21 protein-coding genes are annotated in these 23,351 nt (G+C 45.2%); 3 read left to right on the top strand and 18 right to left on the bottom strand.

Going from position 1 to position 23,351, the window contains the following annotated elements; translation table 11 throughout:
• The 12 genes from BDE27_RS03950 to BDE27_RS03895 form a co-directional block, all read right to left on the bottom strand.
• Complete coding sequence (locus BDE27_RS03950) at positions 1 to 1,350, bottom strand: ANL family adenylate-forming protein (protein WP_099133403.1); 1,350 nt, start codon at positions 1,348 to 1,350, stop codon at positions 1 to 3.
• Positions 1,350 to 2,048: an SDR family NAD(P)-dependent oxidoreductase gene (locus BDE27_RS03945; protein ID WP_099133401.1), complete on the bottom strand. Its 699-nt coding sequence runs from the start codon at positions 2,046 to 2,048 to the stop codon at positions 1,350 to 1,352. Before BDE27_RS03945 ends, BDE27_RS03950 begins: the two co-directional genes overlap by 1 nt.
• On the bottom strand, positions 2,041 to 2,343 hold the full coding sequence (locus tag BDE27_RS03940) for an acyl carrier protein (protein WP_099133399.1): 303 nt from the start codon (positions 2,341 to 2,343) through the stop codon (positions 2,041 to 2,043). Before BDE27_RS03940 ends, BDE27_RS03945 begins: the two co-directional genes overlap by 8 nt.
• On the bottom strand, positions 2,333 to 3,835 hold the full coding sequence (locus BDE27_RS03935; protein WP_099133397.1) for an FAD-dependent oxidoreductase: 1,503 nt from the start codon (positions 3,833 to 3,835) through the stop codon (positions 2,333 to 2,335). Before BDE27_RS03935 ends, BDE27_RS03940 begins: the two co-directional genes overlap by 11 nt.
• 15 nt (positions 3,836 to 3,850) lie before the next feature.
• Entirely contained in the window at positions 3,851 to 5,089 is a 1,239-nt protein-coding gene (locus BDE27_RS03930) for an MFS transporter (RefSeq protein WP_099133395.1), read from the bottom strand.
• Between the two features lie 25 nt (positions 5,090 to 5,114).
• Positions 5,115 to 5,828 (bottom strand): AfsA-related hotdog domain-containing protein, encoded by a 714-nt coding sequence (locus BDE27_RS03925; RefSeq protein ID WP_099133394.1) that lies wholly within the window; start codon positions 5,826 to 5,828, stop codon positions 5,115 to 5,117.
• A gap of 921 nt (positions 5,829 to 6,749) precedes the next feature.
• Positions 6,750 to 7,508, bottom strand: coding sequence for a TIGR03747 family integrating conjugative element membrane protein (locus BDE27_RS03920; protein ID WP_099133392.1), 759 nt, complete (start codon positions 7,506 to 7,508; stop codon positions 6,750 to 6,752).
• 9 nt (positions 7,509 to 7,517) lie between these two features.
• The gene (traD, locus tag BDE27_RS03915; protein WP_099133390.1) at positions 7,518 to 9,581 is read right to left on the bottom strand and encodes a type IV conjugative transfer system coupling protein TraD; all 2,064 of its coding nucleotides are present in this window, start codon (positions 9,579 to 9,581) and stop codon (positions 7,518 to 7,520) included.
• Positions 9,582 to 9,589: 8 nt separating this feature from the next.
• Positions 9,590 to 10,117, bottom strand: coding sequence for an integrating conjugative element protein (locus BDE27_RS03910; RefSeq protein WP_099133389.1), 528 nt, complete (start codon positions 10,115 to 10,117; stop codon positions 9,590 to 9,592).
• Positions 10,096 to 10,791 carry a TIGR03759 family integrating conjugative element protein gene (locus BDE27_RS03905; RefSeq protein WP_099133387.1) on the bottom strand — a complete coding sequence of 232 codons (696 nt, stop codon included), beginning with the start codon at positions 10,789 to 10,791 and terminating at the stop codon, positions 10,096 to 10,098. The genes BDE27_RS03910 and BDE27_RS03905 overlap by 22 nt, the downstream gene beginning before the upstream one ends.
• A complete protein-coding gene (gene pilL2 / locus BDE27_RS03900) occupies positions 10,791 to 11,333 on the bottom strand; it encodes a PFGI-1 class ICE element type IV pilus protein PilL2 (protein ID WP_099133385.1) in 543 nt (180 codons plus the stop codon). The genes BDE27_RS03905 and pilL2 overlap by 1 nt, the downstream gene beginning before the upstream one ends.
• A 175-nt stretch (positions 11,334 to 11,508) precedes the next feature.
• On the bottom strand, positions 11,509 to 11,772 hold the full coding sequence (locus BDE27_RS03895) for a helix-turn-helix domain-containing protein (RefSeq protein ID WP_099133383.1): 264 nt from the start codon (positions 11,770 to 11,772) through the stop codon (positions 11,509 to 11,511).
• Positions 11,773 to 12,520: 748 nt separating this feature from the next.
• Here BDE27_RS03895 and BDE27_RS03890 point away from each other — a divergent pair.
• The 3 genes from BDE27_RS03890 to BDE27_RS03880 all read left to right on the top strand — a co-directional run bounded on the left by BDE27_RS03890 (position 12,521) and on the right by BDE27_RS03880 (position 15,375).
• Positions 12,521 to 13,420 carry an IS982 family transposase gene (locus BDE27_RS03890; protein WP_099133381.1) on the top strand — a complete coding sequence of 300 codons (900 nt, stop codon included), beginning with the start codon at positions 12,521 to 12,523 and terminating at the stop codon, positions 13,418 to 13,420.
• 151 nt (positions 13,421 to 13,571) lie between these two features.
• Positions 13,572 to 13,760, top strand: a complete 189-nt coding sequence (locus BDE27_RS03885; protein ID WP_047768403.1) for a hypothetical protein — start codon at positions 13,572 to 13,574, stop codon at positions 13,758 to 13,760.
• Positions 13,747 to 15,375, top strand: coding sequence for an N-6 DNA methylase (locus BDE27_RS03880; RefSeq protein ID WP_244208683.1), 1,629 nt, complete (start codon positions 13,747 to 13,749; stop codon positions 15,373 to 15,375). The genes BDE27_RS03885 and BDE27_RS03880 overlap by 14 nt, the downstream gene beginning before the upstream one ends.
• A gap of 51 nt (positions 15,376 to 15,426) precedes the next feature.
• Here the strand turns inward: BDE27_RS03880 and BDE27_RS03875 are convergent, their stop codons facing one another.
• From BDE27_RS03875 to BDE27_RS03845, 6 genes are all read right to left on the bottom strand, one after another.
• The gene (locus BDE27_RS03875; protein ID WP_099133377.1) at positions 15,427 to 18,420 is read right to left on the bottom strand and encodes an Eco57I restriction-modification methylase domain-containing protein; all 2,994 of its coding nucleotides are present in this window, start codon (positions 18,418 to 18,420) and stop codon (positions 15,427 to 15,429) included.
• Positions 18,421 to 18,982: 562 nt separating this feature from the next.
• Positions 18,983 to 19,495 carry a single-stranded DNA-binding protein gene (gene ssb, locus BDE27_RS03865; protein WP_099133374.1) on the bottom strand — a complete coding sequence of 171 codons (513 nt, stop codon included), beginning with the start codon at positions 19,493 to 19,495 and terminating at the stop codon, positions 18,983 to 18,985.
• A gap of 16 nt (positions 19,496 to 19,511) precedes the next feature.
• Positions 19,512 to 19,721 carry a hypothetical protein gene (locus BDE27_RS03860; protein ID WP_099133372.1) on the bottom strand — a complete coding sequence of 70 codons (210 nt, stop codon included), beginning with the start codon at positions 19,719 to 19,721 and terminating at the stop codon, positions 19,512 to 19,514.
• A gap of 76 nt (positions 19,722 to 19,797) precedes the next feature.
• On the bottom strand, positions 19,798 to 20,262 hold the full coding sequence (locus tag BDE27_RS03855; RefSeq protein WP_099133370.1) for an STY4534 family ICE replication protein: 465 nt from the start codon (positions 20,260 to 20,262) through the stop codon (positions 19,798 to 19,800).
• Positions 20,263 to 20,576: 314 nt separating this feature from the next.
• On the bottom strand, positions 20,577 to 22,583 hold the full coding sequence (locus tag BDE27_RS03850) for a DNA topoisomerase III (protein WP_099133369.1): 2,007 nt from the start codon (positions 22,581 to 22,583) through the stop codon (positions 20,577 to 20,579).
• 12 nt (positions 22,584 to 22,595) lie between these two features.
• Positions 22,596 to 23,309, bottom strand: coding sequence for a PFL_4669 family integrating conjugative element protein (locus BDE27_RS03845; protein WP_099133367.1), 714 nt, complete (start codon positions 23,307 to 23,309; stop codon positions 22,596 to 22,598).
• Between the last annotated feature and the right edge of the window lie 42 nt (positions 23,310 to 23,351).

Below are 23,351 nucleotides of genomic sequence, written 5' to 3'. Positions count from 1 at the left end.
TCAGGCTATTGGTTGACGTTTCTTTTTAAATCGCAGGCCATAATCAACTTCATTAACAAAAGTAATTTTTTGCGGAACTTTAAATAAGGGAAGATGTTTCTTACACCATAAAATTACTTCGCGGCGCAATTGAATAAAATCGGTATCGACACTGGCTTTTATTCTTGCGACGACTATGTTCCCCAATATGGCGTTTTTCTCCGCACTCACCACCACATCTTCTACCCTGGTGAGTTGAAGAATAATGTTCTCCACTTCGCCGGGGTAAACTTTTTCACCGCCGACGTTAATCACCTCTGTATCTCTGCCAACGATGCGAAAACTATTGTCGCGCACCTCCACCACATCACCAGTTATTAACCACCCATCAGATGTAAAGGGTGATGGTGCGTTCATATAACCCAGCATTGAGGTTTTTGATAATACTTCCAGCTTGTTCTCTCTCACTCTGACCTGGACACCATCGTCAACGATACGAATGAACGTTGACTGGTTATCATCGCTGCGAGTTTTAATTACACCGGCCTCAGAAAGTCCATAAGCCTGAATCATTCTGGTTGTCGGTAATTTTTCCGCCAGATAACTCAGTATTGAAGCCGGCATCACTTCGCTGCCATAATTAATCTGTTTTAGTACTTGTAGCGAACGATTTTCAAAGCAATTTTTTAAGATCATCAGGTTAAGGAAAGACGGTGAGGTAATCAGTACATCAACCTGATAACGCGAGATAGCTTCACTGATGCTCTCTGGCGTTCGCAGTTCAGGAACGACCAGGCAGTTACCGCTAGCAAACGCACTCAACATGGTATTGATACCGCCAATGTGGTCAAACAGCAGAAACGAAAGCACCGTCCTCGGCTGCAAAGAGGGCTTTACAACGCTAATCAACTGCTCAAGGTTATGCACAATGGCTTTGCTTTGCCCCGAAGTCCCGGAAGACATGATAATCAGGCCCGCCTGACCGGAAAGACGTAAGTTATCAATTAACGCATGCTCACTCTTCATCCCCGTGGACCCAATATTTTTGAACCCGTCTTCATCAATCCACAACTGGAATTCACTACTGCAAATTTCACTGTTTCTGGCGATGGCCTCTTCACTGAGGCGAGTCATAGGCTGAACAATCGCTTTCAGCTTGATCAATGCAAGCAGTGAAGCCAGTGAGTCCGGATGGTAATCAGCGATAAGGGAAACCATTGTGCCGGCAACCACACCAACCGTGCTAAAGGTCCAGATCAATTCATCACATCGCGACAATAACCATTTATAGCTGTATGACTTCTGCTGATACCAGCAGGCAATCCGGTCACCGTTGTTGTAAAGGTGCTTAAATAACAGGGAGCTGTCCATCAGATCCCCCCCAGGTAAAGGTTCTGACCCGTAATAAAGTCGCTCTCTTTCTGCAGGAAGAAATCAGTAACATTCGATACATCCCGCAGTACGCCTTTACGGATGATGGCCTGACGGGCAATCAGACGATCCATTTTATCCTGAGGCACAGAGCGGATGAGATCGGTATCAATCGGCGTAGGACCCACGGCATTGACGGTGATATTAAACTCCACCAACTCGCGTGCCAGCACCTCCGTAAGGGAATAAACCGCCGATTTAGAGGCAGCATAAATAGCTTCACCTTCAAGCTTCAGCGGTGTCGCTACAGTAGTAAAGTTAACAATGCGACCGTACCTGTTTTTCGCCATTATTTTCGCGGCTTCTCTGCAAAACAGGAATGTGCCCACCACATTGGTATTAAATATGTTGTTTACGGTAGATAACGGGGTCAGCATCAGATGATTCATTGAGGCAATGCCGGCGTTATTAATTAAATTATCCAAAAAGCCAAACTCTTGTCGGATATATTTAAATAATGCTTTTACTGCTTGCTCATCTATCACGTCGGCCAGAAAATGATGATAATCGGCTAACTGCCAGTCTACATCAGAACGACTGCATCCCACGACAATATGTCCCTGAGCCACATAGTGCTCTGCCAGATACTTGCCAATTCCTTTGCGGGTTCCGGTAATTAAGGTAACAGGTTTACGCACTATGTAGCTCTCTAATTAAATCAGCAACATAATCGGTCAGTCGACCTACCGATGAAAATGGACTGTTTTTAGCCGACATGGATTTTTCATTTGCCAGCGTTAGTGAAACATCAAAATCATCTTCCAGTTTACTTTCCAAATCAGCAATCAGCATTACCAGAGAAATTGAATCAAGATGAGAGTCATGCCGATAAATAAAGCACTCATTGCCATTTTCAATCGGTAGTGGTTCGGGCAAGGTGGCATTGAGTTCTGTAACCGACTGAATAATGACATGGCGTATTTTATCTTTCATAGATATTCCTTATGTTATTTGTTTCAATATAGTGAGCAACGACTTCCAAAGTTCCCAAGCTTTCGTGAATAGCGACAAAACCGTCAGGGCGTACCAGAAGATATTCTCCGGGTTGAAATTCGATTTTTTTATCAGAGCCGTTAACTTCGACAAAATATACTGACAGATGACGATCAATCAGAGCGGTCATCAGCGACTGCTTATCATTTTCGCTACCCACAATAAGATGATAATTTTCACCATCCACGATGTCGTAGCTGCTAACGCGGTTTCCCTGCTGGATCAGTGTGAGATCTGGCAGATATTTTCCCGCCAGATTCCTTCCTTCATAAATCAACGATGACCCGCTGTAGCGTTGTGCCAGTCCTGAAAACAATTGTGGATGCAGCGTTCTCGCACGCTGCCTGTTGCTGAAACGGGGCAACCAGCAGCAAATTTTTTCGCTGTCACGGTCGATACGAGCAATAAGGCGGGTGCTAGTATCGGTGCTGTCACGCAGCATCGCCGCCACGCTGCGCCGCTCCTCATCGTAAGTATCAAGCAGATCATCAGGCTGTCTCTGGCTAATTACCGCGGTCAACTTCCACGCAAGATTCCAGGCATCCTGGAAGCCAGTATTCATCCCCAGCCCTCCGATGGGACTGAAGAGGTGACAAGAGTCTCCGGCAAGAAAAATATTGCCCACCCGATACTGACTGGCCAGTCGATTGTAAAACTGAGATTTCGATTCCCAGACCACACGCTCAATGACAACGGGTTGCGGGATGTAACGTGACAGCACTGACTGATATTCAGCCAACGATGGCAGCGACTTATCCTCGCGGGGACATCGAAGTACAAAGCGATGGTTACCGTCCGCCAGTGGGATAACAATAATAAAGCCCTGCTCGTCGACAAAATAATGCACTTCATCACGTTTGCCCTGCCAGCTGACCTGAGCATCAAACAGGTAAAAATCAATACCGTAGTCGAAACCACTGAAGGTGATACCGGCAAAGTCGCGCACTATGCTATGGCTACCGTCACAACCCACCAGATAGTCACAGGTCAGCGTCATCCCATCGGGGAAGCTAGCATTAATACCATCAGAGCCAACATCAATCGCGCTTAACGTAACAGAACGTCTGATTTCGCCACCCAGTTCAATAAAATACTCTTCCAGTAACCGCTCAGTTTCTGGCTGTGGAATGGCAAGAATGTGCTGATAACAACTGTTCAACTGGCGATAGTCGACGTGTGAAATTCGCTGCTGATTCCAGTAAATTGAAATATCACTGATCTCTTTTCCTGACCGTTCAAAACGCTCCGCTACGCCAAGAGAACGTAATAAAGCCAGTGAGGCGGCGTTCATTGATAATGCTTTCGAGTGCGTTGAGCGAGAAGATCTTTTTTCGACCACCACCACATCAATTCCACTTTTCTTCAGACTGCACGCCAGCAGCAGTCCGACAGGACCCGCACCCACAATTAATACCTGATAATGGCTTTTCATTGTGGCTCCTTATACCTAGCGAATCGCTTCACGATTAATGACTCCCAGGCGCACCATAAAAAGTAGCCAGCTAATTAACAGTAATAATCCGCCGCCCACCACCGTTATCCGGATATTAGTGGTATCAAGGAAACCACCCAATAACATGACCATCAGCGTGGCCAGTGCCTGAATGGAACTGATAGAACCCATGATTTCGCCCTGCTCATTCTCCGGCGCAAGATTTGAAATGCTGCTTATCAGACCGGTCAATGCAAATCCCATGGAGGTTACGAAAATGGTAATTAATATATGCAGGTAAATAACATTGTTAACCATTGAAATTGCCATTACGGCAAGTGATGACACCACAAGTGAATATCGCACCATATTTTCAGGTTTAGCGACTTTGGCAACGTGTCTTACCACTAGATACTGGAATAATGCATAGGTTGCTCCCATTGACGCGAGGAAAGAACCAATCTGAAACGAACTGAAACTGTAAATATCCAGCAGATAAGCGGGCAGGAAAGACTCAAACAGCCACCAGCCAGCAACAAAAACCGTCCAGATAGCAAATGCCATTCTCAATTCAGCATGGCTATAGGCTTTCGCGATTTGCACCAGACCGGAAAAGACATTTATTTTTTCAGGGGTATGCTTTTCCAGGGTATCGGGGTACGCAACCAAAGTATAAATAAATAACAGAGTAAAGATGGCAGCCATAATAACAAACGGCGTCATATATCCGCTCAATTGCCCCAGAGAGAAATTGGTTAGCCAGCCTCCGGTCGGCGGCCCTATCACCCAGGCTAGGCCCAGTGCGGTCTGAATCATGGTGAGATTTTTAGTTTTATTGCCCGGCGCGCTGATATCCGCCATGCTTGCCTGTGCAATCGCCACGTTACCCGCCATCATCCCAGCCAGCAAACGGCTAAACAGCAGTAACCCCGCCGACGCTTCAACAACCGCACAGGCACTGGCAGCAAAGGCTACGGCAGTACCCGCCACAGTAATTAGCATCATTTTTCTGCGACCATAAATGTCCGACATTTTGCCCAGTATGGAGGCACCAAAAAACTGACCAAGAGGATAGATTGCAAGGAAAATTCCTAACATAATCACCTTTTTTTGATGATCCCAGCCATCCGGGAATAGTGAAGCGGCATCGGAAATCATCATATGTGGGAATATCGCCACCACCATTCCCAAACCGATAAAATCAAGTAGCGCAACCAATACCAGATACCAAATAAGTCCCGGTTTTTCTCTCATTTTTGTACTCCTCAAATTTACTAATTCAATGCAGATGACTGAGCAATTTTGCTGCCATCTGTTGTTCAATCAAACTTAGATATCCTTTGTCAATTGCGCTAAATTTAATGTCAACGCACAGACACACGGTGTTGTTTTGCATTATTGTGATAATACATTCAGCGGTAAAATCCCCTCTTAATCCCCGGCGAAAATGCCTGATAGTCATTTCCATGCTCGATGCAACCGGAAAGAGATATTCTTTAAATTCAGAATTCATCACATGTAGAACAAACGATTTTTCACTACCCGTTTTGATAAGAAACCGCTCAGAGACGGAATTAACCATTTGCCGACATGCTTCAAGTAAAACCATGCCCTGGATATGCTGCCCGGTTACGTGGTCGGCCATTTCCGCACAGCCGTCATCAATCAACAAATGACATTGATATGAAACCACCCCGGTTTTAATAGTTTCGGAAATAAGAACATTTTCCACTTTGTGTTTATGTGTATTCCGGGTTGTTTCCCGCAGCAAATGAATTTTATTAAGTAGCAACGTTTTATCAGTATCGCCATGACGTAACAAATTTTTAAATTCCTCAATATTTTCTTTAGAAAGCCCCTGACCAAAGATAACCTGATAATCATCTTCACATTGGGCAGCGGAGAGAAATTTCAACACCTGAGAAAACGTAAGTACATTATTATTTTCACTGAATTCAGTAAAACGATCCCCCACAACGACTATACAAGCCATTATCTTTCCTTTAATCTCATCACAGGTTAATTAATATGTAGCACTGATTATCCGAATTTAATTGACGTTCGCTCACAATCATATTCTGGATGCAATTAATAATGAACCAGCGGGAGCATTCGCGCAGAAATTTACGATTTCATTTTGTTGGGTTAGCAATACCATCTTTTCATTATCAAGACTCGCATAGTGATAAAGTCATCGAGAATGATGAGTTCTGAGTGGTGATTATCATAACCTCTGTTCTTGCAAACGAATTACGATGCATATAGACTGAGATTAGGAATTAAAATCATAAACTGTAAATTCTTGTCAGAATACTCCTGTTAGTCTTATAACCCTAATTACCAGACTCTTTTACCTCTGAGGGTAATTTCATAAAAAACCCCATGAGAAAATATTAAAAATACGATTTATTGACGTTATATTTTATCTAAAGGATATTATTTCTTTTTCATTACATAATGAAATATATCATACCCAATAATAATTAAACCGACGGTATACGGCATTCATAAAATACATGTTATCAAATTCTTTTAGCCATTAACGGGTGGCTAAAATTTCACCATAAATTAAATAATTTTAAATTAATTCATTTAACATTATAAGGAAAATAAAATTCATAAAAATAATTAAACAAATAACTTACGAGCACTAATTTAAGTTCAACCAGCATTCATGAAAACCATTCAGAACGAGAGAATAATAAATATATTTTTATTATTATTGGATACTACTTTGAAGGAGCAACACCAATGCTAACGCATGAATGTTTAATAAGCCGAATGTACGGGCTCAGTCATGACCTCAACCAGAGACATTTCTCTTACCCATACACGGGGGTCCATGTACAGATATATAGCCACAATCGTCCTGCTGTCATCAAAGTACAATGTTTGGCAAACGGGAGGGAGGCATTCATATATACTTTTTAAACATCGACGTTGTGATCACCACCGCCATACCCAGCAAGAATGCCGCAGGCAACAATATCACCGCAGGATACATCGTATCCGGCCACGATAAATACAGCACACAGGGAATGGTGCAGGCCGGTTTAATGCCCCGTTTGGCATGGTGATAAACAAAACTGGATTCATAGCCTGCGCCATAACGGCGTAAATCCCGCCGTCCCAGCCCGTCAACCAGAGCGACTAAGATCACCATCACAAACAAAGGGATGGATAACACCAGAATCGCTAACCGGATTAACGTCACCATGGTGATAAACACCGTCGCCAGACAATATTCTCGCAAATGCTCCGATATGCCATGCAATACCGCATTGAATTCACGCAGAAAATCATTGCGGCTATTGAGCTGATACTGCCGTTGTCCCTGTATCCAGTGCATAAAACCACTGTCGACAAAAATCCATTGATATGCCTGCGTCAGCCAGTCAGAGACCGTTTGTGCGGGATTTGACAACAACAGGCTCTGGGTCAATTCCGTGGATAAAAATTGCAGCTCGGTTTTCATCATCGTCTGGCTATGAGAGGCACCTTGTTCTGGCCAGAAAAAAATCATACCGAGATATTCCAGTAACAGACTGAATAGCCAGGACATGACAATAAACCCAATGAGTTGCCACGGCCATGCCCATAACACATGATACAACAGGCCATGCTGGCGGGGCGGTTGGGAAGATGGACGGGATTGGTTTTCTGACTGTGCCATGACCTGAAATTACCCCTTCTCTTCCCACCAGTTTTCACGGGTGCGGTAGTGCCGTCGCATATGCTCGGCGATTTTCTGCAAACTCGCCGGCATCAGGGCATCATCGTTATCGCCGGTTGGCAAAGGCATACGAATTTTCCACAGCTGCCCGCCCTCCAGTAGTGCAAACGCCTGCCCTTTCGGTAAGTTAATCATCTCAGCCGGCGTCACCAGCGGCGTTTTGACTGTGCCTACCCTGTCCTGCGTGGACGAGGTGAAATCCTGCCCCTGTTCAACATCGGCGATATCGGCATGTCCTGAGACCAGGGTCTTACTGTAAATTTCCACTTCGGGCAACTGGCTGGTGAGCAGCTCTGCCGTCCGGTTATCCCGCACCCGCAGCATAATCAGGGTATTGAAGTTACCAATCACCTGTGCGGTTTTAGCCGGGCTGCCGATACGGGCTTCGATATCGGAGGAAGTCTGGGTATAGGCGGTGACCTGCATGCCCGCACCGCCGCCTTTATTAATCAGCGGAATAAATTCATCGCCCATCAGCTCATTAAATTCATCACAATGCAGGTTAATCGCCAGTTTGCCGTCATGGCGAACCGGCAATCCTGCATTCATACCATATTTGTAGATTTGCCCCGCGACACTGACCAAATCGGCAAACATACTGTTGCCCACCGCCGAAGCCACATCACTGTCAGACAGTGCATCCAACCCGATATAGACAATCCCGTTCTTACGGATCACCTGTTCCCAGTCGAAGATGGGGCGCAGATCCGTCATATTGAGATAATCCGGTGATAACAGTTCAGCGATTTTGCCCGTGGTCAGTTTTTCCAATAGCGGCAATAAAGAAGCGACAATTTTATCAAAATAGGTACGATCATAACGCACGGCAGAGCGTAACCCGTCCAGAATCGGATCGTAGAGCTGCTTACCCGCTTCTGAACTCAGCGTGACTTCCATCGCCCAGAGTCTGAGCGCATCCGGCTGCCCCTGCATATTGCGCGGGATATCTTTTTCTTTCAGCTTGCCGAGGTAATGGTTGATGTGTTCCAGCAGGGCGGGCTGCCTTTCTGCCAGCATTTTAGTGGCATAGAGCTGATACAATTCGCTGATGTTATTGACGTAACGCGTAATTAGTGTGTAATCCGGCCGGTGTCCCAGCGCGACTAAAGCCCGGGCGACAATATTGACAAAGCGCCAGGCAAACTCACGGAAAGCGGCGCTGTTCCCTTCCCCACTTAATTGCCCCGCCAGACGGGAAGCGACTTCCGAAACCCGGCCAAACCGCCCGACGGCATTATAACGCGCCGAGATTTCCGGCCAGCCCAGATGAAAGAGGGAAAGTTCACTGCCACGACCCGCCCGGTGCGCTTCTGCCCAAATCCGCCTTAACAGGTCAGCATCACCTTTCGGATCAAAGACAATCACCACTTCGCCGCGTCGGATATCCTGGGTTATCAGCAATTCGGCCAGCCGGGTTTTTCCCACACGGGTGGTACCCATCACTAAGGTATGACCGACCCGCTCACGCAGATCCATAAACACGTCGGCTTCCTGTGGCTCAATACCGTGGATCATGGGATTACCGCCAACCGGTGGCAAAGGCCGCACCAGATTAAAAGGGGAATCGTTGCGTAACAGCGTTGATAACTTAGGCCAACAGTATTCCGTTCGGTGCTCCAGCAAACGGGCAAGCTGATAAACCTTAGCGGGTTGCACAAAGCGTTCGACTTCCGGTCGCCGCGTATCCTGCAAACGCTGGGTATGCTTCTGCTGCCAGCGAAATCCCCTGCCCAGAAACAAGCGCTGATGGCTGACGGGGATCTGTTTTGTGCTCATCTGATAACGCGGCAGGCGACGCAGGTTTCGGCGATAGCGGAGTACCTGAATACCCTGCCATGTGCGTATCATCGCCAATACCGCAAAACCGCCGGCCATGACATAACTGACTGAGGGAGCCAGTGCGATAGCCCAGGGTGCCCGGATGCAGATAAACGCGGCAACGGCGGAGACCACCGCGGTATTCAACTCGACGGCAGGACGTAACAGGGCTTCAACAACGTAACGGCGGCTCATGGTGATAACTATTGAGAGAGCGCCGTTTCGGTGATTAACACCGGATAATGTTGCAGTTGCAACCGGCGAGCCAATTCCGAACCGGAAGCCGGCGATAACAAGACATCCGGCGCTAATGCCCGCAGTGACTGTAAACCGGCTATCTCACTGACATTGACGACCAGCCCCACGGCGTGTAATTGCTTGAATCGGGCGGCATTCTGGCTTAACCACTGGCGTGAATTGGGATCATCACCAATCAGAAATAACGCCCCAATGCCCGGCAATTGCAGTGATCGGCTTATCACCTGCCCCGGTGTCAGTTCCGGTGTTTTAACGGGCAACATCGCGGCTTCGCCAACCATTTCTGGTAAGGAATACGGGGGTCGTGCAGAAATATCACCCGGTTGAGCATAAATACTTTCATAAAAAGGCGAGGCATCCTGGCCGCCTAAATCGGCAATGACATTCAGTTCAGCCTGACAGGCAGTGATCCATAACAGGCTGATAATAGGTAACTCCCTCAGCCGTTTCATTATAATGATGTGATGTGCCATCCCTGCTCTCCTTGCCTCAATAGTACCGGCATCAACCCCTTGCCGAACCGGAACCAGTACCCCGCATCATGATTCAGTGTGATTTGCCGGTTACGTACCCGTTCAACGGGGATATGATGGTTTTTGGCCCACAGCCGTAAGGTGTCATCATTACGTTGGCTGTCTACCAAATAAATATCGACGGGCTGGTTAGCCGCCAGGACTTCGCTCAAACGGGCTTCACATTGTGGGCAATCTTTGGCTCTGACAAACAGTGCCAGCCGGCCATTTGTCTCGCGCGATGTTGTCATATTGACCGGCAACACATCCGGAAACAGCCGCTGCCAGGCCGCATCCACTTCCCGCTGGAAACGCAGCTCTTTTTCGGTACGGGCAAACTCTGATTTAACCCACTGTTCAGCATAACGGCGGCGCTCGGTATCGTTTTCGGCTTCAATGCCTAATGTGGTCAGCGGATCAAGCCCCGGCGACTGGATACCCCGTGGCCCCTTCATCAGGTGCTGATAGCGCTGGTATTCATCGGCACTTAATTTCCATTGTTTAGCCTGGCTTTTCAGGGATTGCGGCTGGCTTTCTGTCGTTCGTGTCTGCTGCGAAGCTAACGGTGCCGGTGTGGCTGCCCACACTGAACTGCTCAGTAACCAGACCAATAAACCGAAACGATGCAATTTCATCAATGCCCTCCCTGCTGCGTTTGTTTAACCGAAGCCGGTAGCCGATAGCCTTGTCGTAAATGATGACAAACCACTCGCTGCACCTCGTCCACGTCCAGTTGCCAGGCCGGGCCTGCCATGATTTGCAATGCGGTGCGTAACCGGACAGGGCCTAACTGATAGTGCACAGAAGGCAATGGCTGGCGATATAAGATGTCATGGGTTTTATCCGGTGCACATAACGAGTAACCCGATTGACGCAACACATAACGCATCGCATCAGCAACCGTGGGATTCTGGGACGCAGGGATATGGATATCAACCAATTGGGAAAGCGGGGCATATTGTGCTTCTGTCGGGTCGGTACTGACCAGCAAATAACGGCCATAACGAACAACTTCAGGTTGTTGTCCATAAATATCCGGTGAAACAGGCTGAATGTTGCGTGTCAGCGTGACGGAAGGAAAACGACTTTGGGAAGGCTGAGATAGCGGTTGTTTTACGGGAGTCGCACATCCCGTCAGTATGACCACCATTAAGCCGATTAACGCGTTTATTTTCATGCCAGATAGGTTCCTGCTCAGTCGTAAAATAATCCTGACTATGCAAGGAACCCGGTGATGTATTCAATGAACAACTCAACTGTGTTTGCTGAAAATAAAGAGGTCGTAACAGAGAATAACGGATAAACCCTGAACCGGTATTATCGTATTGAATGTCATAGATAATAACAGAGTATTATCCAGCAAACGATTTGCGTGCTTTTCGCTCAATCAAATTACCATGGCGGTCAAAATAACGGCTGGGCCAGATTTCAGACGGCGCCAGCTCCAAACGGGTAGCGATGATAAACTCCCCTTTGGGCCATGGGCGGGATAAGGTATTTGCCAGTGTAGAAGAACTGAGTCCCGATTCACGGGATAAAGCGGCGAGTGTCGTACCACGTTTGCGTAATGCACAAATAATTTCGGCTGGGTGCCAGTCTTGTTGAGTGTGAGTCATACCTGCTTCCCCTTCTGTTGATTATTGGTGGTAGTTCAGACAGGGTTTGCAATACCGGGAGTAACCGTCCGGCGAGACCGAAGCCTCCCCTGCCTGAACCGCCATTGAAGGTGCGATAGCAGGCACACTGGCAGAAAATTTCTACCAGTGGGTTACTCTTTAACAGGGTTGCAAATCCCCGACTATCAGATTTTGCTGATAGCTTTTTTACTTTAACTGATTAAGTTATCTAATTCAATAATCGAATATGTAAGTTTAACAAGTAAATTAAGTTATTTGGTTACCGACTCTGTTCAAATAAAAAACAATTCAACAAGAAGGCACCATAATAATAGCTCATACATCTAACTGATCATAGTTATTTTAAAGCTTAGTAAAACGATATTCCAGACTACGTAAGAACATGTTTGTCGCTAAATAGGATTTCATAATGTTGCTACACATATTGCCTTCAACCATTTGAATACAAAGGGCTTATGTTATGCAAGGTGTAGCACTATTTTGGAATGTTATTTAGTTTTAACCGCTTTAATATATTTCTCAAATTTTCTTGTGATGAAAAATTCTTTTTCGAATTTTGGTTTGTATTGTCTTACACATTCAAAGTCGACTATTAAATCAGGCTTGATTGAAACAATATGTACTTACGTTAACGCGATGCTCGACTTTTAGGGTGAGTTGAAATGACATAGCCGCTCCTTTATAACTTTAAGTCGTCAAAAATAGAGAAATAAAGGAACAAAAGGCTATGTCACAGCAAAATTTTATCATTTGGGTGTTTTGTTGGATAGATGACAATTTAACGCAGTTACAGCAAGGTAGGCGATTCAGAAGCCGGGGATATCCGCCTAAACTGAGCGATGCAGAAGCCATCACGATGGAAGTGGTGGGTGAATTTTTAGGATTTTCAACAGATAAAGGCATTTGGACATACTTTAATCATCACTGGCGCGAATGGTTTCCGGGGCTAGGTTCACGCGCCAATTTCGCTAAACAGACTTCGAATCTTTGGGTTGTTAAACAACAACTGCAAGAAAAGCTGGCGAGGTTATTGGGCGCACTCGACAGGCCGGTACATATTATCGACGGATTTCCGCTGCCCGTCTGTGGATTCAAAAGAGCAAAAGGCTGTGCCAACTTCAAAGGACAAGCCGATTATGGGTACTGTGCGGCCAAAAACGAAACTGACTACGGTTTCAAAGGACATCTCATGATAGACGAAATCGGCGTAGTAACCGGGTTTACACTGACGCCCGCCAATGTCAGTGAGCGTAAAGCAGCCTGGGGTGTGATCGGCTCGATAACAGGCTGTTTGCTGGGTGATAAAGGGTATTTAGGCGTTGAATTTAAAAAGGAAATGAAAGCAGAGGGTATTGAAATGATTACCCCGGTGCGGGCCAATATGGATGCTCCCCTCCCCAGAAAAACGAGAAGGGCCATTAACGCCAAACGCCGTTTAATTGAAACCGTGATTAGTCAACTCGCCGGACAATTTGCTATCGAGAAGTGCTGGGCACGGGATTTGTGGCATTTGAGTAATCGAATTGCCAGAAAACTGCTTTCTCACACGTTGGGTATCTTTGCCAATTTTAAACAAGGTAAAAGTCAACGCGACTGGCTTCAACAAGCCAATGTTATAGGATGTTAAAGTCGAGCATCGCGTTACGTTAACAAACCTCCATAGGTGGTACAAAGAGAACCCTTTCCAAGGTACTCAAATTTTTCTACCAATGAAGCTTTCTATTTAGCCTAAAAATCTGTAACTTATGTTACATAACAAATATCACATAGGTTATCTAATGGCGAAAGGTGAATCAGGGCGTATAGTTTTGGAAGTCGATCCAGAATTAAAAAAAGCCCTATACTCAATATTAGCGCATGAACAACAAACACTTAAAGACTGGTTTGTAGATAAGGCTCAGAAACATATAGAAGAAAAAAGAAATGAACTTATTAAGAGTTTTTCAAAGGTAGATGATGAAATTTAAAGCAGACCAGACAAGCCAAAAGCTAAGAGGTGGTTACTACACACCTCAGAACTTAGCAGATTACGTAACTAAATGGGTGTTAAGTAAACGGCCTAAATCAGTTTTAGAGCCAAGCTGCGGTGATGGTGTATTCATTCAATCACTTAACAATAATCAATGTGATAAGACTATTAAGCTTTCTTGTTTTGAATTGTTTGATACAGAAGCTCAAAAAGCATCTGAACGTTGTCAAACCTTGGGCTTTGACAATGCTATTGTTAAAGAAGGTGATTTTCTAGTCTGGGCAAACAAGCAACTGAATCTAGAACATAGTTTGTTTGATGCTGTTATCGGCAATCCTCCTTTTATAAGATACCAATTTCTTGAAAAATCATTTCAGGAACAGGCTGAACTTGTTTTTAAGCAATTAGGACAGAAGTTTACTAAACATACAAATGCTTGGGTTCCTTTCTTGCTATCGACTCTTGCTTTACTTAAGAATGGTGGTCGAATGGGAATGGTTATCCCTTCTGAGATTATTCACGTAATGCATGCTCAATCGCTTCGTAGCTATATGGGACAAGTCTGTTCAAAAATCGTGATACTCGACCCGAAAGAGATTTGGTTTGAAGATACTCTGCAAGGGGCTGTCATTATTTTAGCTGAGAAGAAAGAACGGCTTGAACAACCATCAGAAGGTGTTGGTATTGTTAGTGTAAATGGTTTCGACTTTCTTGAAGAATCCCCTGATGAGCTATTTAACAAGACCTTGGGAATAAACGGCGAAACAATAGAAGGTAAGTGGACAAAAGCAATCTTGGAAAAGAACGAACTGTCACTTATTAAAAAGCTTATTAGTCATGAATCTATACATAAATTCAGAGACATAGCAAAAGTTGATGTTGGCATTGTAACAGGAGCCAACAAGTTCTTTTTAGTAGATAACGAAACTATCAAGCAATATGGATTAGAACAATACGCTCATCCTATGTTTGGCCGTAGTCAACACTGCCCTGGTATCTTGTATGACAAAGTACAACATGAGAGCAATCAGGATCAAGGTCTTCCAACAAACTTTTTATACATCGAAGAAGAGCTTAAAAAGCCTCCTGCAAAGGTAAAAGATTATATTGAGCTTGGTGAAGCTGAGAAATATCACGAACGTTATAAGTGCCGTATTCGCAAGCCTTGGTATAAGGTGCCATCCGTTTACAGCACCGAAATTGGCATGCTGAAACGTTGTCACGAAGCTCCTCGACTGATTTTAAACCAATTTGGAGCATACACAACAGATACGGCTTATCGTGTATCTTCGACTTTCACAAGCGCAGAAAACTTGGTGTGCAGTTTTTTAAACCCTCTAACAGCCATCACAGCAGAGTTAGAAGGGCGTTATTATGGTGGTGGGGTATTAGAGCTTGTTCCTTCTGAAATAGAAAAGCTTTATATCCCAGTCATTGAAGGTAATAAGCACGATATGATTACTCTGAACCAGCTAGTGAAAGAAGGTAAAGTTGAAGATGCTATGCGAATGCAAGGAGACGCAATTTTATCTAAATTAGGTTTTACCAATGAAGATAATGAAAACCTAATGTCTATTTGGAAAAAGTTAAGAGATAGACGTTTACGTAAATAGTATGTATCAAAATCGCAGCTCACTTAATATGAGCTGCTTTTTATTTTTAAATTACAAATGGTTATACAAATCAGTAACAGAAGGGATTCTACTGTCTAGCATACCAAGATCGAACAAATCTTTTATAAACTTATCCATTTGTTCTTTTGCATTGTCGAACTGTCTTTCTAAAACGATTTTCGAGCGTGTATCTGCTTTGGATATATCTGAATGCAGTTTGTTCATTCCTTGTTGTAAATCTGCAATAACGTCATGCTTCGCTTTTTCTTCTATATTGCCAAAATTGATTATTGGGATTGGCATCCGTATTTGAACTTTTGTCCCACGGGCGACAAAACCACCTCTGAATACTTCACCATATATCGAAGCAAACCACTCTAAGTATCTTGAAGATAGAATCGCTTGAATATAGTAAATAGAATAAGGACAAGTTTCAGGAACATTAATGATACTGTAACCAGCGGTTCCCCCTGATGATATGAAGGTCCTGTTATTGTCTATTGAATATTTATAGCCATTTGATAAAACGCCCACAATGATCTTTTGTGGTACATCGCAGTTTTCGAGAGCTTGACTACGGCCATATCTATACCATTCATTAGGTGTAGTAGGATCAGGCTTAATAGAACGTTTGCCATTATCTAAATTATCTTTTATTACTTGCAAGAATTCGAACATTTTCGGGTAATTCTGCTCTAAATCCGCATATTCTATAAGTTGAACTCTATCACCTATTTTTTTGTATGGATAAATGACGAAAGCATTCGGCTCTACGTCTTTATACGTATAGAAATGGTCTTCTCCTGAACGCTGAGTTTCAAAGTATGGGCGAGTCAATTCTTTCTCAACATGATATTCATGACCATCGTATGCAAAGTAAATATAGCCTTGTTCGATCTTAATCTCTTTGTGAATATAGTAATCGTTGGCACTGGTTTGAATACCGTTTGCAATCGCTTTTTGACCTAAGATATCTCCTAATCGCTGGGACTTACTGTACATCTTCTGCAAGATTTCATTGGTTTCTTTTTCCAAAATCCAAGTATCTGAATCCAATTTATCTACTTCATAATTACTTGATAGCAAGAATGTATCTTCACGAATGAGCCATTTCTTGAAATTCTTCACCTCATAGAAAGAAAACTTTTCTTGCTGAGATTTTTTCAAAAATAATAAGCAAGTATAGGTTGTTTTATTTTTGAAAATTTGATTCGAACCAAACGAAATTAGTTTACAAAGGTATTTATTATCAGAAAGTAATTTACGTAGATTTTTACCAGCACCTACTTTGGTAAATTTTGACGGCAGTATATAACCTAAATAGCCATTATCCTTCAGAAGTTGCATTGAACGTTCTACAAAAAGGAAATACTTATCGAATTGTTTGAAAGCGGATTTGTATTTCTTCTTGTAAATTGGTAGTTCAGCTGGCGTTATTTGCTTCATGTGTTCGGTTGCCATGTAGGGTGGATTACCCACAATTACGTCAAAGCTATGACCAACGTTAAATGGATTAACACTAAAAAGATCAGTTGTTTTCACATTGTCAGACAGAGTAATCAAACTATTTCCGAAAAGAATATTGCTATCTGTTTTTGGTAGAATTGGCGTATTGGAGCCTATAGTCTCTTTTGACTCACCTTCAAGTAGTTTGAGAAGTAGACCAAACGAACAGGCTTTAACAGCGTTGAAATCTTTATCAATACCGTAAATACAGCGAGTTAGAATCTCTTTTTTAACAGAGAGTTTCAATTTGAAACTGTGCTCAGTTAGCTGTTGCAATTTCGAACGATCATGTTCAATATAGTAGTCAATCAAAATATCTTGAATCGTCTGAAATACTTCAAGTAAAAAAGCGCCTGAGCCACAAGCAATATCTGCAAATTTAGAGTTTAATATCTGCTCGTCAGATTTGTCTTTACAGAACTCAATAACAGTATTTCGAATAATATCTTTGATGATATGACTGGGAGTAGTAACAACATCCCGATCAATGTGCTCTTCTTTTGGCTGAATCTCTACTTCGCCAGGCTCCTTAATGCGTATTTTTTCACTCAAAAACACTTCGTAAATACTCCCTAAAATATCGGAAGAAAATACGGAGAAAGAATATGCACTTTGGGGGAAGTAAAGCTGTTCGATGATTGTCCAAATACAAGAATTTTTATTACTAATCAGTTCGTCAATATTTTCAAGGGCGAATAGGCCTGAATTATATTTTCGATCAGAATCTTGTAATTTACTGATAAGAGATTGAAAATCTTTTTGATGAGCAAAATGATAAAGTGTCTCATAATCTTCCAAATCTCGGTCTTCACAGACACGCAAAAACACTATGCTGTTGATGTAATTCTGCGTTAAGTCATTTAGTTTTTCTTCACTTAATTCAGGTTTGATAGTAATGAATTCATTAGCCAGCATCAAACGCCAATCGTTGATTTGTTTCAAAAACAGATCATCAACGCTGAAGCGCGAAATGTTGTTTTCAATGTCTGACCATTCAGAATCGAATCGACCAGAATACACGCTGTCTTTACCAAGAATCTGCTGAATTTCATTAAAATTATCAACTAGCTCAGTGAAGTGATATAATTTAATCCTGGAATTAAAAGCAGTATCGTCTTCTGAGACTTGGTTAGAACAATCATAGATTGCAGTGTATTCAAAGTTTGATAAAACTGAGATTTTTAATTTTGCTGTAAAGCCGTAACGACGAACTTGTTTTGCTGGTTCTGGATCAGTTGAAACCAGAACACTCGGTTTTTTAGCTTCGACGAAGAACTTACGTTCTGAGAAGAAACGGAACGTGTAATCAGGCTTTTTAGTGTTTTCTCCTGCTCTAGCTCTTAAACCTTCCTCAACCAATACTTCACGCTCATTCGTCGGCTTACCGTTCGAATTTGTGATATCCCATCCAAGGATCATGAAGAACTGATCAAGAAAATCTGTTCTTAATTGAGTCTCATTATAGCGACTGGAACGATAGTAATCTAAGTCACTATTGAATCGATCAACCAAACGTTGTAACTGTTCAATTTTTGTCATTTTATTATTTCAGAAGTTAAGCTATCCAGTCCAAAGTTGCTAAGGTGCATACAATTAGCTCCTGTGAATTAAATTTGCGTAATTTTTGTTTCATGAGTGATTTGAATCGCCTCCTGTACAATAGATACTCTGTAGCATTACAAAAATTGAGTCAAGTCAGAATGTTACCACTTGGTGGTATAGCGTACTACTGGCACAATTTTGGGAAAAAATGAGTTAGCTAAGTGATCAATGCACCTTCTCCCTGTAAGAAACTCCACTCTACCCGGTTGATCTGACTGAGTATTGGACTTCACGATATTTTGTACGCTTACCTACCAATCAAGTTAACTCAGATTCGCTTACTCTATGACCTCTTACTTCCTTCAGACCCAGCAGCTATCTGGCAACATCTTTTCCAGCTGGATTATATTCCTTTCAATCGGGGTGATTCAGAATTCTTTCAGTCTGAAAGGCTTGCCAGTTTTGCTGGGTAAACAAAAAAACCCAGCATATTTGCTGGGTTATCATTTAAATCAACCAATAAAAGAAGTTATTTTTATACTTTTGTTTTATACATGATCTAGAATGGGATCTCTGAATCCCAATCGACGTTCTCCTCTTCCGGTAACACAGCAGGTTGTACTGCCGGAGTCACCTTTCTTTCCTTATTGGCGGGTTTAGAAGACGGTGGCTTCGGTGCTGGCTTATGCCCAGTTTGCTGAACCGCCGTCTGTTTTGCCTCGCCACGGCTGCCCAGCATCTGCATCGTGCCATTCACATTCACTACCACTTCGGTTGAATAGCGATCCTGCCCCTGTTGATCCTGCCATTTGCGCGTTTGCAACTGGCCTTCAATGTAAACCTGAGCGCCTTTTTGCAGGTACTCTGCCGCAATTTCGGCTAGTTTGCCGAAGATCACCACCCTGTGCCATTCGGTTTTCTCCCGCATCTCGCCGGTTTGTTTATCCCGCCAGCTTTCTGATGTTGCCATTGACAGCGTTGCCACGGTACCACCGGTTGGCAGGTAACGGATCTCCGGATCTTGCCCCAGATAACCCAATAAAATGACTTTGTTTACTCCACGTGAAGACATATCGATTTCCTTTCTGTTACGCTGACTGACGCTGTGTCCAGCGCCCCTGTTTCAGGGCAAATTCCGCCTGCTCACGGCTGGCAAAATATTCCATAGACTCACGGGAGCAGGGCACGCCGCCCTCTATCGTGCCGATATAAAAGCCTGCACGGGTTTGTAAAACCGTTAACGGTAATTGCTTATAACAATATTGCAGTGCCAGAACGCCAATGGGGGGGATAGTCATCTCTGTACCCTATTGTATTTGTTAGCAAAGAGACTGCCCTGAAACATCAGGGCAAGTCAGTGGAGTAGAATGAGTATCAGAATGAATTTTCTGCATATTCGGCTTGCGCGACACCGTTTTGTGGCGGCGTCGAATCGGATTGTTCTGCCTGGTACACTTTGTCCTGCCCGATTTTAATCCAGTCCACTTTAATCAGGCGGGCTTTCAGGCTGACGCGCTGTTCACCGGCATGATTGCCGCGTTTCAGGGTAAAAATATCGGTGGACGGGTTACTTAAGGTAAAGCCCAGCAACACTTTTTTATCCTCGTCAACGGCTTTCTGGCAACGACCGACCAGGCTGGTCGCCTCCTTGCCGACCACGGTAATATCAAAACGGACATAGACCGGATTATCACTGGGACCATTTAACGCATTAATCACACAGCTCAGGAACGTGCCACTGGCGGTACTGACAGGGCGGATATTATTCAAATAGCCGAGTCCCTTGATATTCAGGTTGAAATAGTCGTTTTTGGTTAATGCTGTTGCGTTCTCAGACATACGATGTTCTCCATGGAGGTCAACAATAAGGGGTAACGGAGAAAATCCTGTCCCCTGACGGGAAGATTTTTCCCCGCCGGGTGTCAGACAGATACGTTACTGACGCGCTGATAAAGAATAATGAACCTTCATTGCCGTTGAGCTGGCAATATCTGCTTCCAAAGGTGGGCAGATGTACCGCGTTGAGGCGCTCCCTTTCAGGCTACGGGAGTTTTACAGCCACCCGGAGGCGATCGTTGCAGGCTCACCGATCATTTAAGAAACAGGTTAATTCTTAAAGCATCCTGTCAGGGCGTCAACCAACAACCAGATCTTCATGTCCGTTGATTTGCCCGCCGGGCTTTGCGCGATTGGGTGACCGCTTTGTCATTCAGCATGCCTTTACAGGCCGGATAGTTCACACAACCCCAGAACGGCGCGGTTTTTCCCTGCCGTTGCCGCATCCGGCCGCCACAGTTCGGGCATTCGGGGGTTTTCGGCAACGTCAGATGCAGCGGCTGTGCCTTGCCGCGCTCGACTAAATGCAAAAGCCACTGCGCCTGTTTTTGCATAAAAACCGCCAGCGACGCTTTACCCTGTGCAATATCTTCCAGCGATTGTTCCCATAACGCGGTCATACCCGGATCGGTCAGTACCGCCGGCAGCCCGGCAATCAGTTCCTGCGCCAGCGGTGTTGCGTGGATCGCTTTCTTTTTTCGCTCAATCAGCTGGCGTTTAAATAACGTATCCAGAATGCCGGCCCGGGTCGCTTCCGTACCCAGCCCGGCACTTTCTCGCAAGACTTGTTTCAATTGCGGATCACTGACCAGACTGGCGGCATTTTTCATCGCGGCAATCAGGGTACCTTCAGTAAACGGGGCCGGCGGTTTGGTGTACAGTGACTGAATTTTTGCCTCAATCACCTGACAGCGATCGCCCTGGTTAAGGGCTGGCAGGGGTAAACCGGCTTCCTGCTCGTCTTCCTTTTCATGTTCTCTCGCTCCATCGGCAAACAGTGCCTTCCAGCCTGTGATCACATTTACCCGCCCTTTCACCCGGAAGTGTTGCCCGCCGATATCCAGTGTCACGTCGGTCACATCGGTTTCCTGCACCGGCAGAAATTGCGCCAGATAATACTGACGGATAAGCTGATAAACCTTTAGCTCATCGGTCGTTAACCGGGTGAGATCAAAAGCATGACGCGTGGGAATAATGGCAGGGTGTGCCGTGACTTTTTTGTCATTCCAGACCCGGGAAACACCTTGTTTATCCAGCTGGCTGATAATGGTCTCCATAGCCGGGTCGGTGCGCGCCAGTGCTGTCAACACGACAGGAATATCTGCCTGCATGGACGCTGGCAAATAGCCGCAATCCGTGCGCGGATAGGTGGTCGCTTTATGGGTTTCATACAGGGACTGGGCAATCGCCAGCACCTGGCTCGCGCCCATGCCCCAGTGACGGGAAGCGGTCTGCTGCAATGTCCCCAAATCAAAACAGAGTGGCGGGGGTGTTTTCTCCCGTTTTTTGCTGACATCCATGACGGTGGCGTGTGTTGCCTGCTGACAACGTTGCTGAACGGCCTGAACAATATCCGGCTGAATACAACGATTTTCTTCATCACACTCATCCGTTACCGGCTGCCATTTGGCCCGAAAACGCATGCTGTCTTTTTCCAGTTTAGCCACCAATTGCCAGTAAGGTTTTGGCTCAAACCGGGCGATGGTCTTATCCCGGTTCACCACCAGTGCCAGTGTCGGGGTCTGCACCCGTCCGATGGACAGCACATCGCCAAAACCCAGGGTCTGCGCTTTCAGGGTATACAAACGGGTCAGGTTGATGCCCGTTAACCAGTCAGCACGTGCCCGTCCCAGGCCGGCCTGATAGAGTGCTGCCGTCTGCTCACCCGGCAATATCGCGGCCAGTGCCTGCCGGATGCTGGTTTCATCCAGTGCCGACAACCAAAGACGCCTGACCGTACCGGTGAAATGGCAATACTCCAGCAACTCCCGCGCGATAACTTCCCCTTCGCGGTCGGCATCAGTGGCAATAATCACTTCCTCCGTCTGTTTCAATAATTGCTGGATCACCACAAACTGTCCGGCGGTCTCTTTTTTGACTGTCCATTGCCATTGAGCGGGCAGCACCGGCAGCACCTCCATCCGCCACGGCGGACCAAATTGCTCGCCATAGTGTTCAGGTGCAGCCACCTCCAGCAAATGCCCGATGGCCCAGGTGACAATCACACCGGGTCCGAAGAGAAATCCCTGTCCGCGCTGTTTCACCCCCAGGACGTTGGCAATGTCTTTGGCCTGGGAGGGTTTTTCACACAGATAAAGTGGCATAGTTTCCCTCCCTCAGCCTTGCACAGCCGGGCGCAATGGCGGCGAGAAAACCGACCGCAACTTGCCTGACAAAATGTCGGGGTGGGGTTCACCCAGCCACTTAATCGCCTCAAGCCCGGCCGGCGTTTTTTCCGCAATATCCTGCCGGGTGACCGCCAGGGAACGGTAAGAGCGTACAATGCCATAAATCTGGCGAACGGCACGGCTGCCATTGTGCAGAAAGGCATCACGCTCTGCGCGTGAAATCAGCCCGTAATGGAAAACCTGAAACGTTTTCATAGCGAGCTGGTCATAGCCAACCAGCAGCCAGACACAGCGGTAGCCTAATGGTGAATGGCTGTAAACCCCGATATTCAGCGGTTCGACGGAGGAAACGGCGGATAAGGTGATCTGCTGTGGTACCGCGTTCAACGTATCCTGCAAAGTGGCAAGACTCTGCTGGAGATTGGCGGAAGCCCTATCCAGCGCTTGTTCCAGCTTCACCAGCCAGGTATCGGCATACGGATTATCGGCAGCGGCATCCACACTGATCGTGCCCGCGCGTTTAATCACCTGTGGCATCCCGAGAATGCCTGAAAATTTTCGTGGATTGCTGATCTCTTCCCGTCTGCGCCCTGCCCACAGACGGATGGCATAGTGGGTATGCAGTTCAATCGTTAATGAGGAGGTTAATACCCCGGCGCGTAAACGCGACTGGGATGATGATTTGTCTTCTGAATCAGACATGCACAAAGACTCCTTTGCCTTGATAAATCAGTAGAACTATCA

Source organism: Xenorhabdus ehlersii (assembly GCF_003610465.1).
GTDB lineage: Bacteria > Pseudomonadota > Gammaproteobacteria > Enterobacterales > Enterobacteriaceae > Xenorhabdus > Xenorhabdus ehlersii.
This window is presented reverse-complemented; position numbering and strand designations above follow the sequence as displayed.

Excerpts from the sequence above, each read along its gene's own strand:
- BDE27_RS03950 (WP_099133403.1), bottom strand. The coding sequence starts at position 1,350 with ATGGACAGCTCCCTGTTATTTAAGCACCTTTACAACAACGGTGACCGG.
- BDE27_RS03940 (WP_099133399.1), bottom strand. The coding sequence starts at position 2,343 with ATGAAAGATAAAATACGCCATGTCATTATTCAGTCGGTTACAGAACTC.
- BDE27_RS03935 (WP_099133397.1), bottom strand. The coding sequence starts at position 3,835 with ATGAAAAGCCATTATCAGGTATTAATTGTGGGTGCGGGTCCTGTCGGA.
- BDE27_RS03930 (WP_099133395.1), bottom strand. The coding sequence starts at position 5,089 with ATGAGAGAAAAACCGGGACTTATTTGGTATCTGGTATTGGTTGCGCTA.
- BDE27_RS03925 (WP_099133394.1), bottom strand. The coding sequence starts at position 5,828 with ATGGCTTGTATAGTCGTTGTGGGGGATCGTTTTACTGAATTCAGTGAA.
- BDE27_RS03920 (WP_099133392.1), bottom strand. The coding sequence starts at position 7,508 with ATGGCACAGTCAGAAAACCAATCCCGTCCATCTTCCCAACCGCCCCGC.
- traD (WP_099133390.1), bottom strand. The coding sequence starts at position 9,581 with ATGAGCCGCCGTTACGTTGTTGAAGCCCTGTTACGTCCTGCCGTCGAG.
- BDE27_RS03910 (WP_099133389.1), bottom strand. The coding sequence starts at position 10,117 with ATGGCACATCACATCATTATAATGAAACGGCTGAGGGAGTTACCTATT.
- BDE27_RS03905 (WP_099133387.1), bottom strand. The coding sequence starts at position 10,791 with ATGAAATTGCATCGTTTCGGTTTATTGGTCTGGTTACTGAGCAGTTCA.
- pilL2 (WP_099133385.1), bottom strand. The coding sequence starts at position 11,333 with ATGAAAATAAACGCGTTAATCGGCTTAATGGTGGTCATACTGACGGGA.
- BDE27_RS03895 (WP_099133383.1), bottom strand. The coding sequence starts at position 11,772 with ATGACTCACACTCAACAAGACTGGCACCCAGCCGAAATTATTTGTGCA.
- BDE27_RS03890 (WP_099133381.1), top strand. The coding sequence starts at position 12,521 with ATGTCACAGCAAAATTTTATCATTTGGGTGTTTTGTTGGATAGATGAC.
- BDE27_RS03885 (WP_047768403.1), top strand. The coding sequence starts at position 13,572 with ATGGCGAAAGGTGAATCAGGGCGTATAGTTTTGGAAGTCGATCCAGAA.
- BDE27_RS03880 (WP_244208683.1), top strand. The coding sequence starts at position 13,747 with ATGATGAAATTTAAAGCAGACCAGACAAGCCAAAAGCTAAGAGGTGGT.
- BDE27_RS03875 (WP_099133377.1), bottom strand. The coding sequence starts at position 18,420 with ATGACAAAAATTGAACAGTTACAACGTTTGGTTGATCGATTCAATAGT.
- ssb (WP_099133374.1), bottom strand. The coding sequence starts at position 19,495 with ATGTCTTCACGTGGAGTAAACAAAGTCATTTTATTGGGTTATCTGGGG.
- BDE27_RS03860 (WP_099133372.1), bottom strand. The coding sequence starts at position 19,721 with ATGACTATCCCCCCCATTGGCGTTCTGGCACTGCAATATTGTTATAAG.
- BDE27_RS03855 (WP_099133370.1), bottom strand. The coding sequence starts at position 20,262 with ATGTCTGAGAACGCAACAGCATTAACCAAAAACGACTATTTCAACCTG.
- BDE27_RS03850 (WP_099133369.1), bottom strand. The coding sequence starts at position 22,583 with ATGCCACTTTATCTGTGTGAAAAACCCTCCCAGGCCAAAGACATTGCC.
- BDE27_RS03845 (WP_099133367.1), bottom strand. The coding sequence starts at position 23,309 with ATGTCTGATTCAGAAGACAAATCATCATCCCAGTCGCGTTTACGCGCC.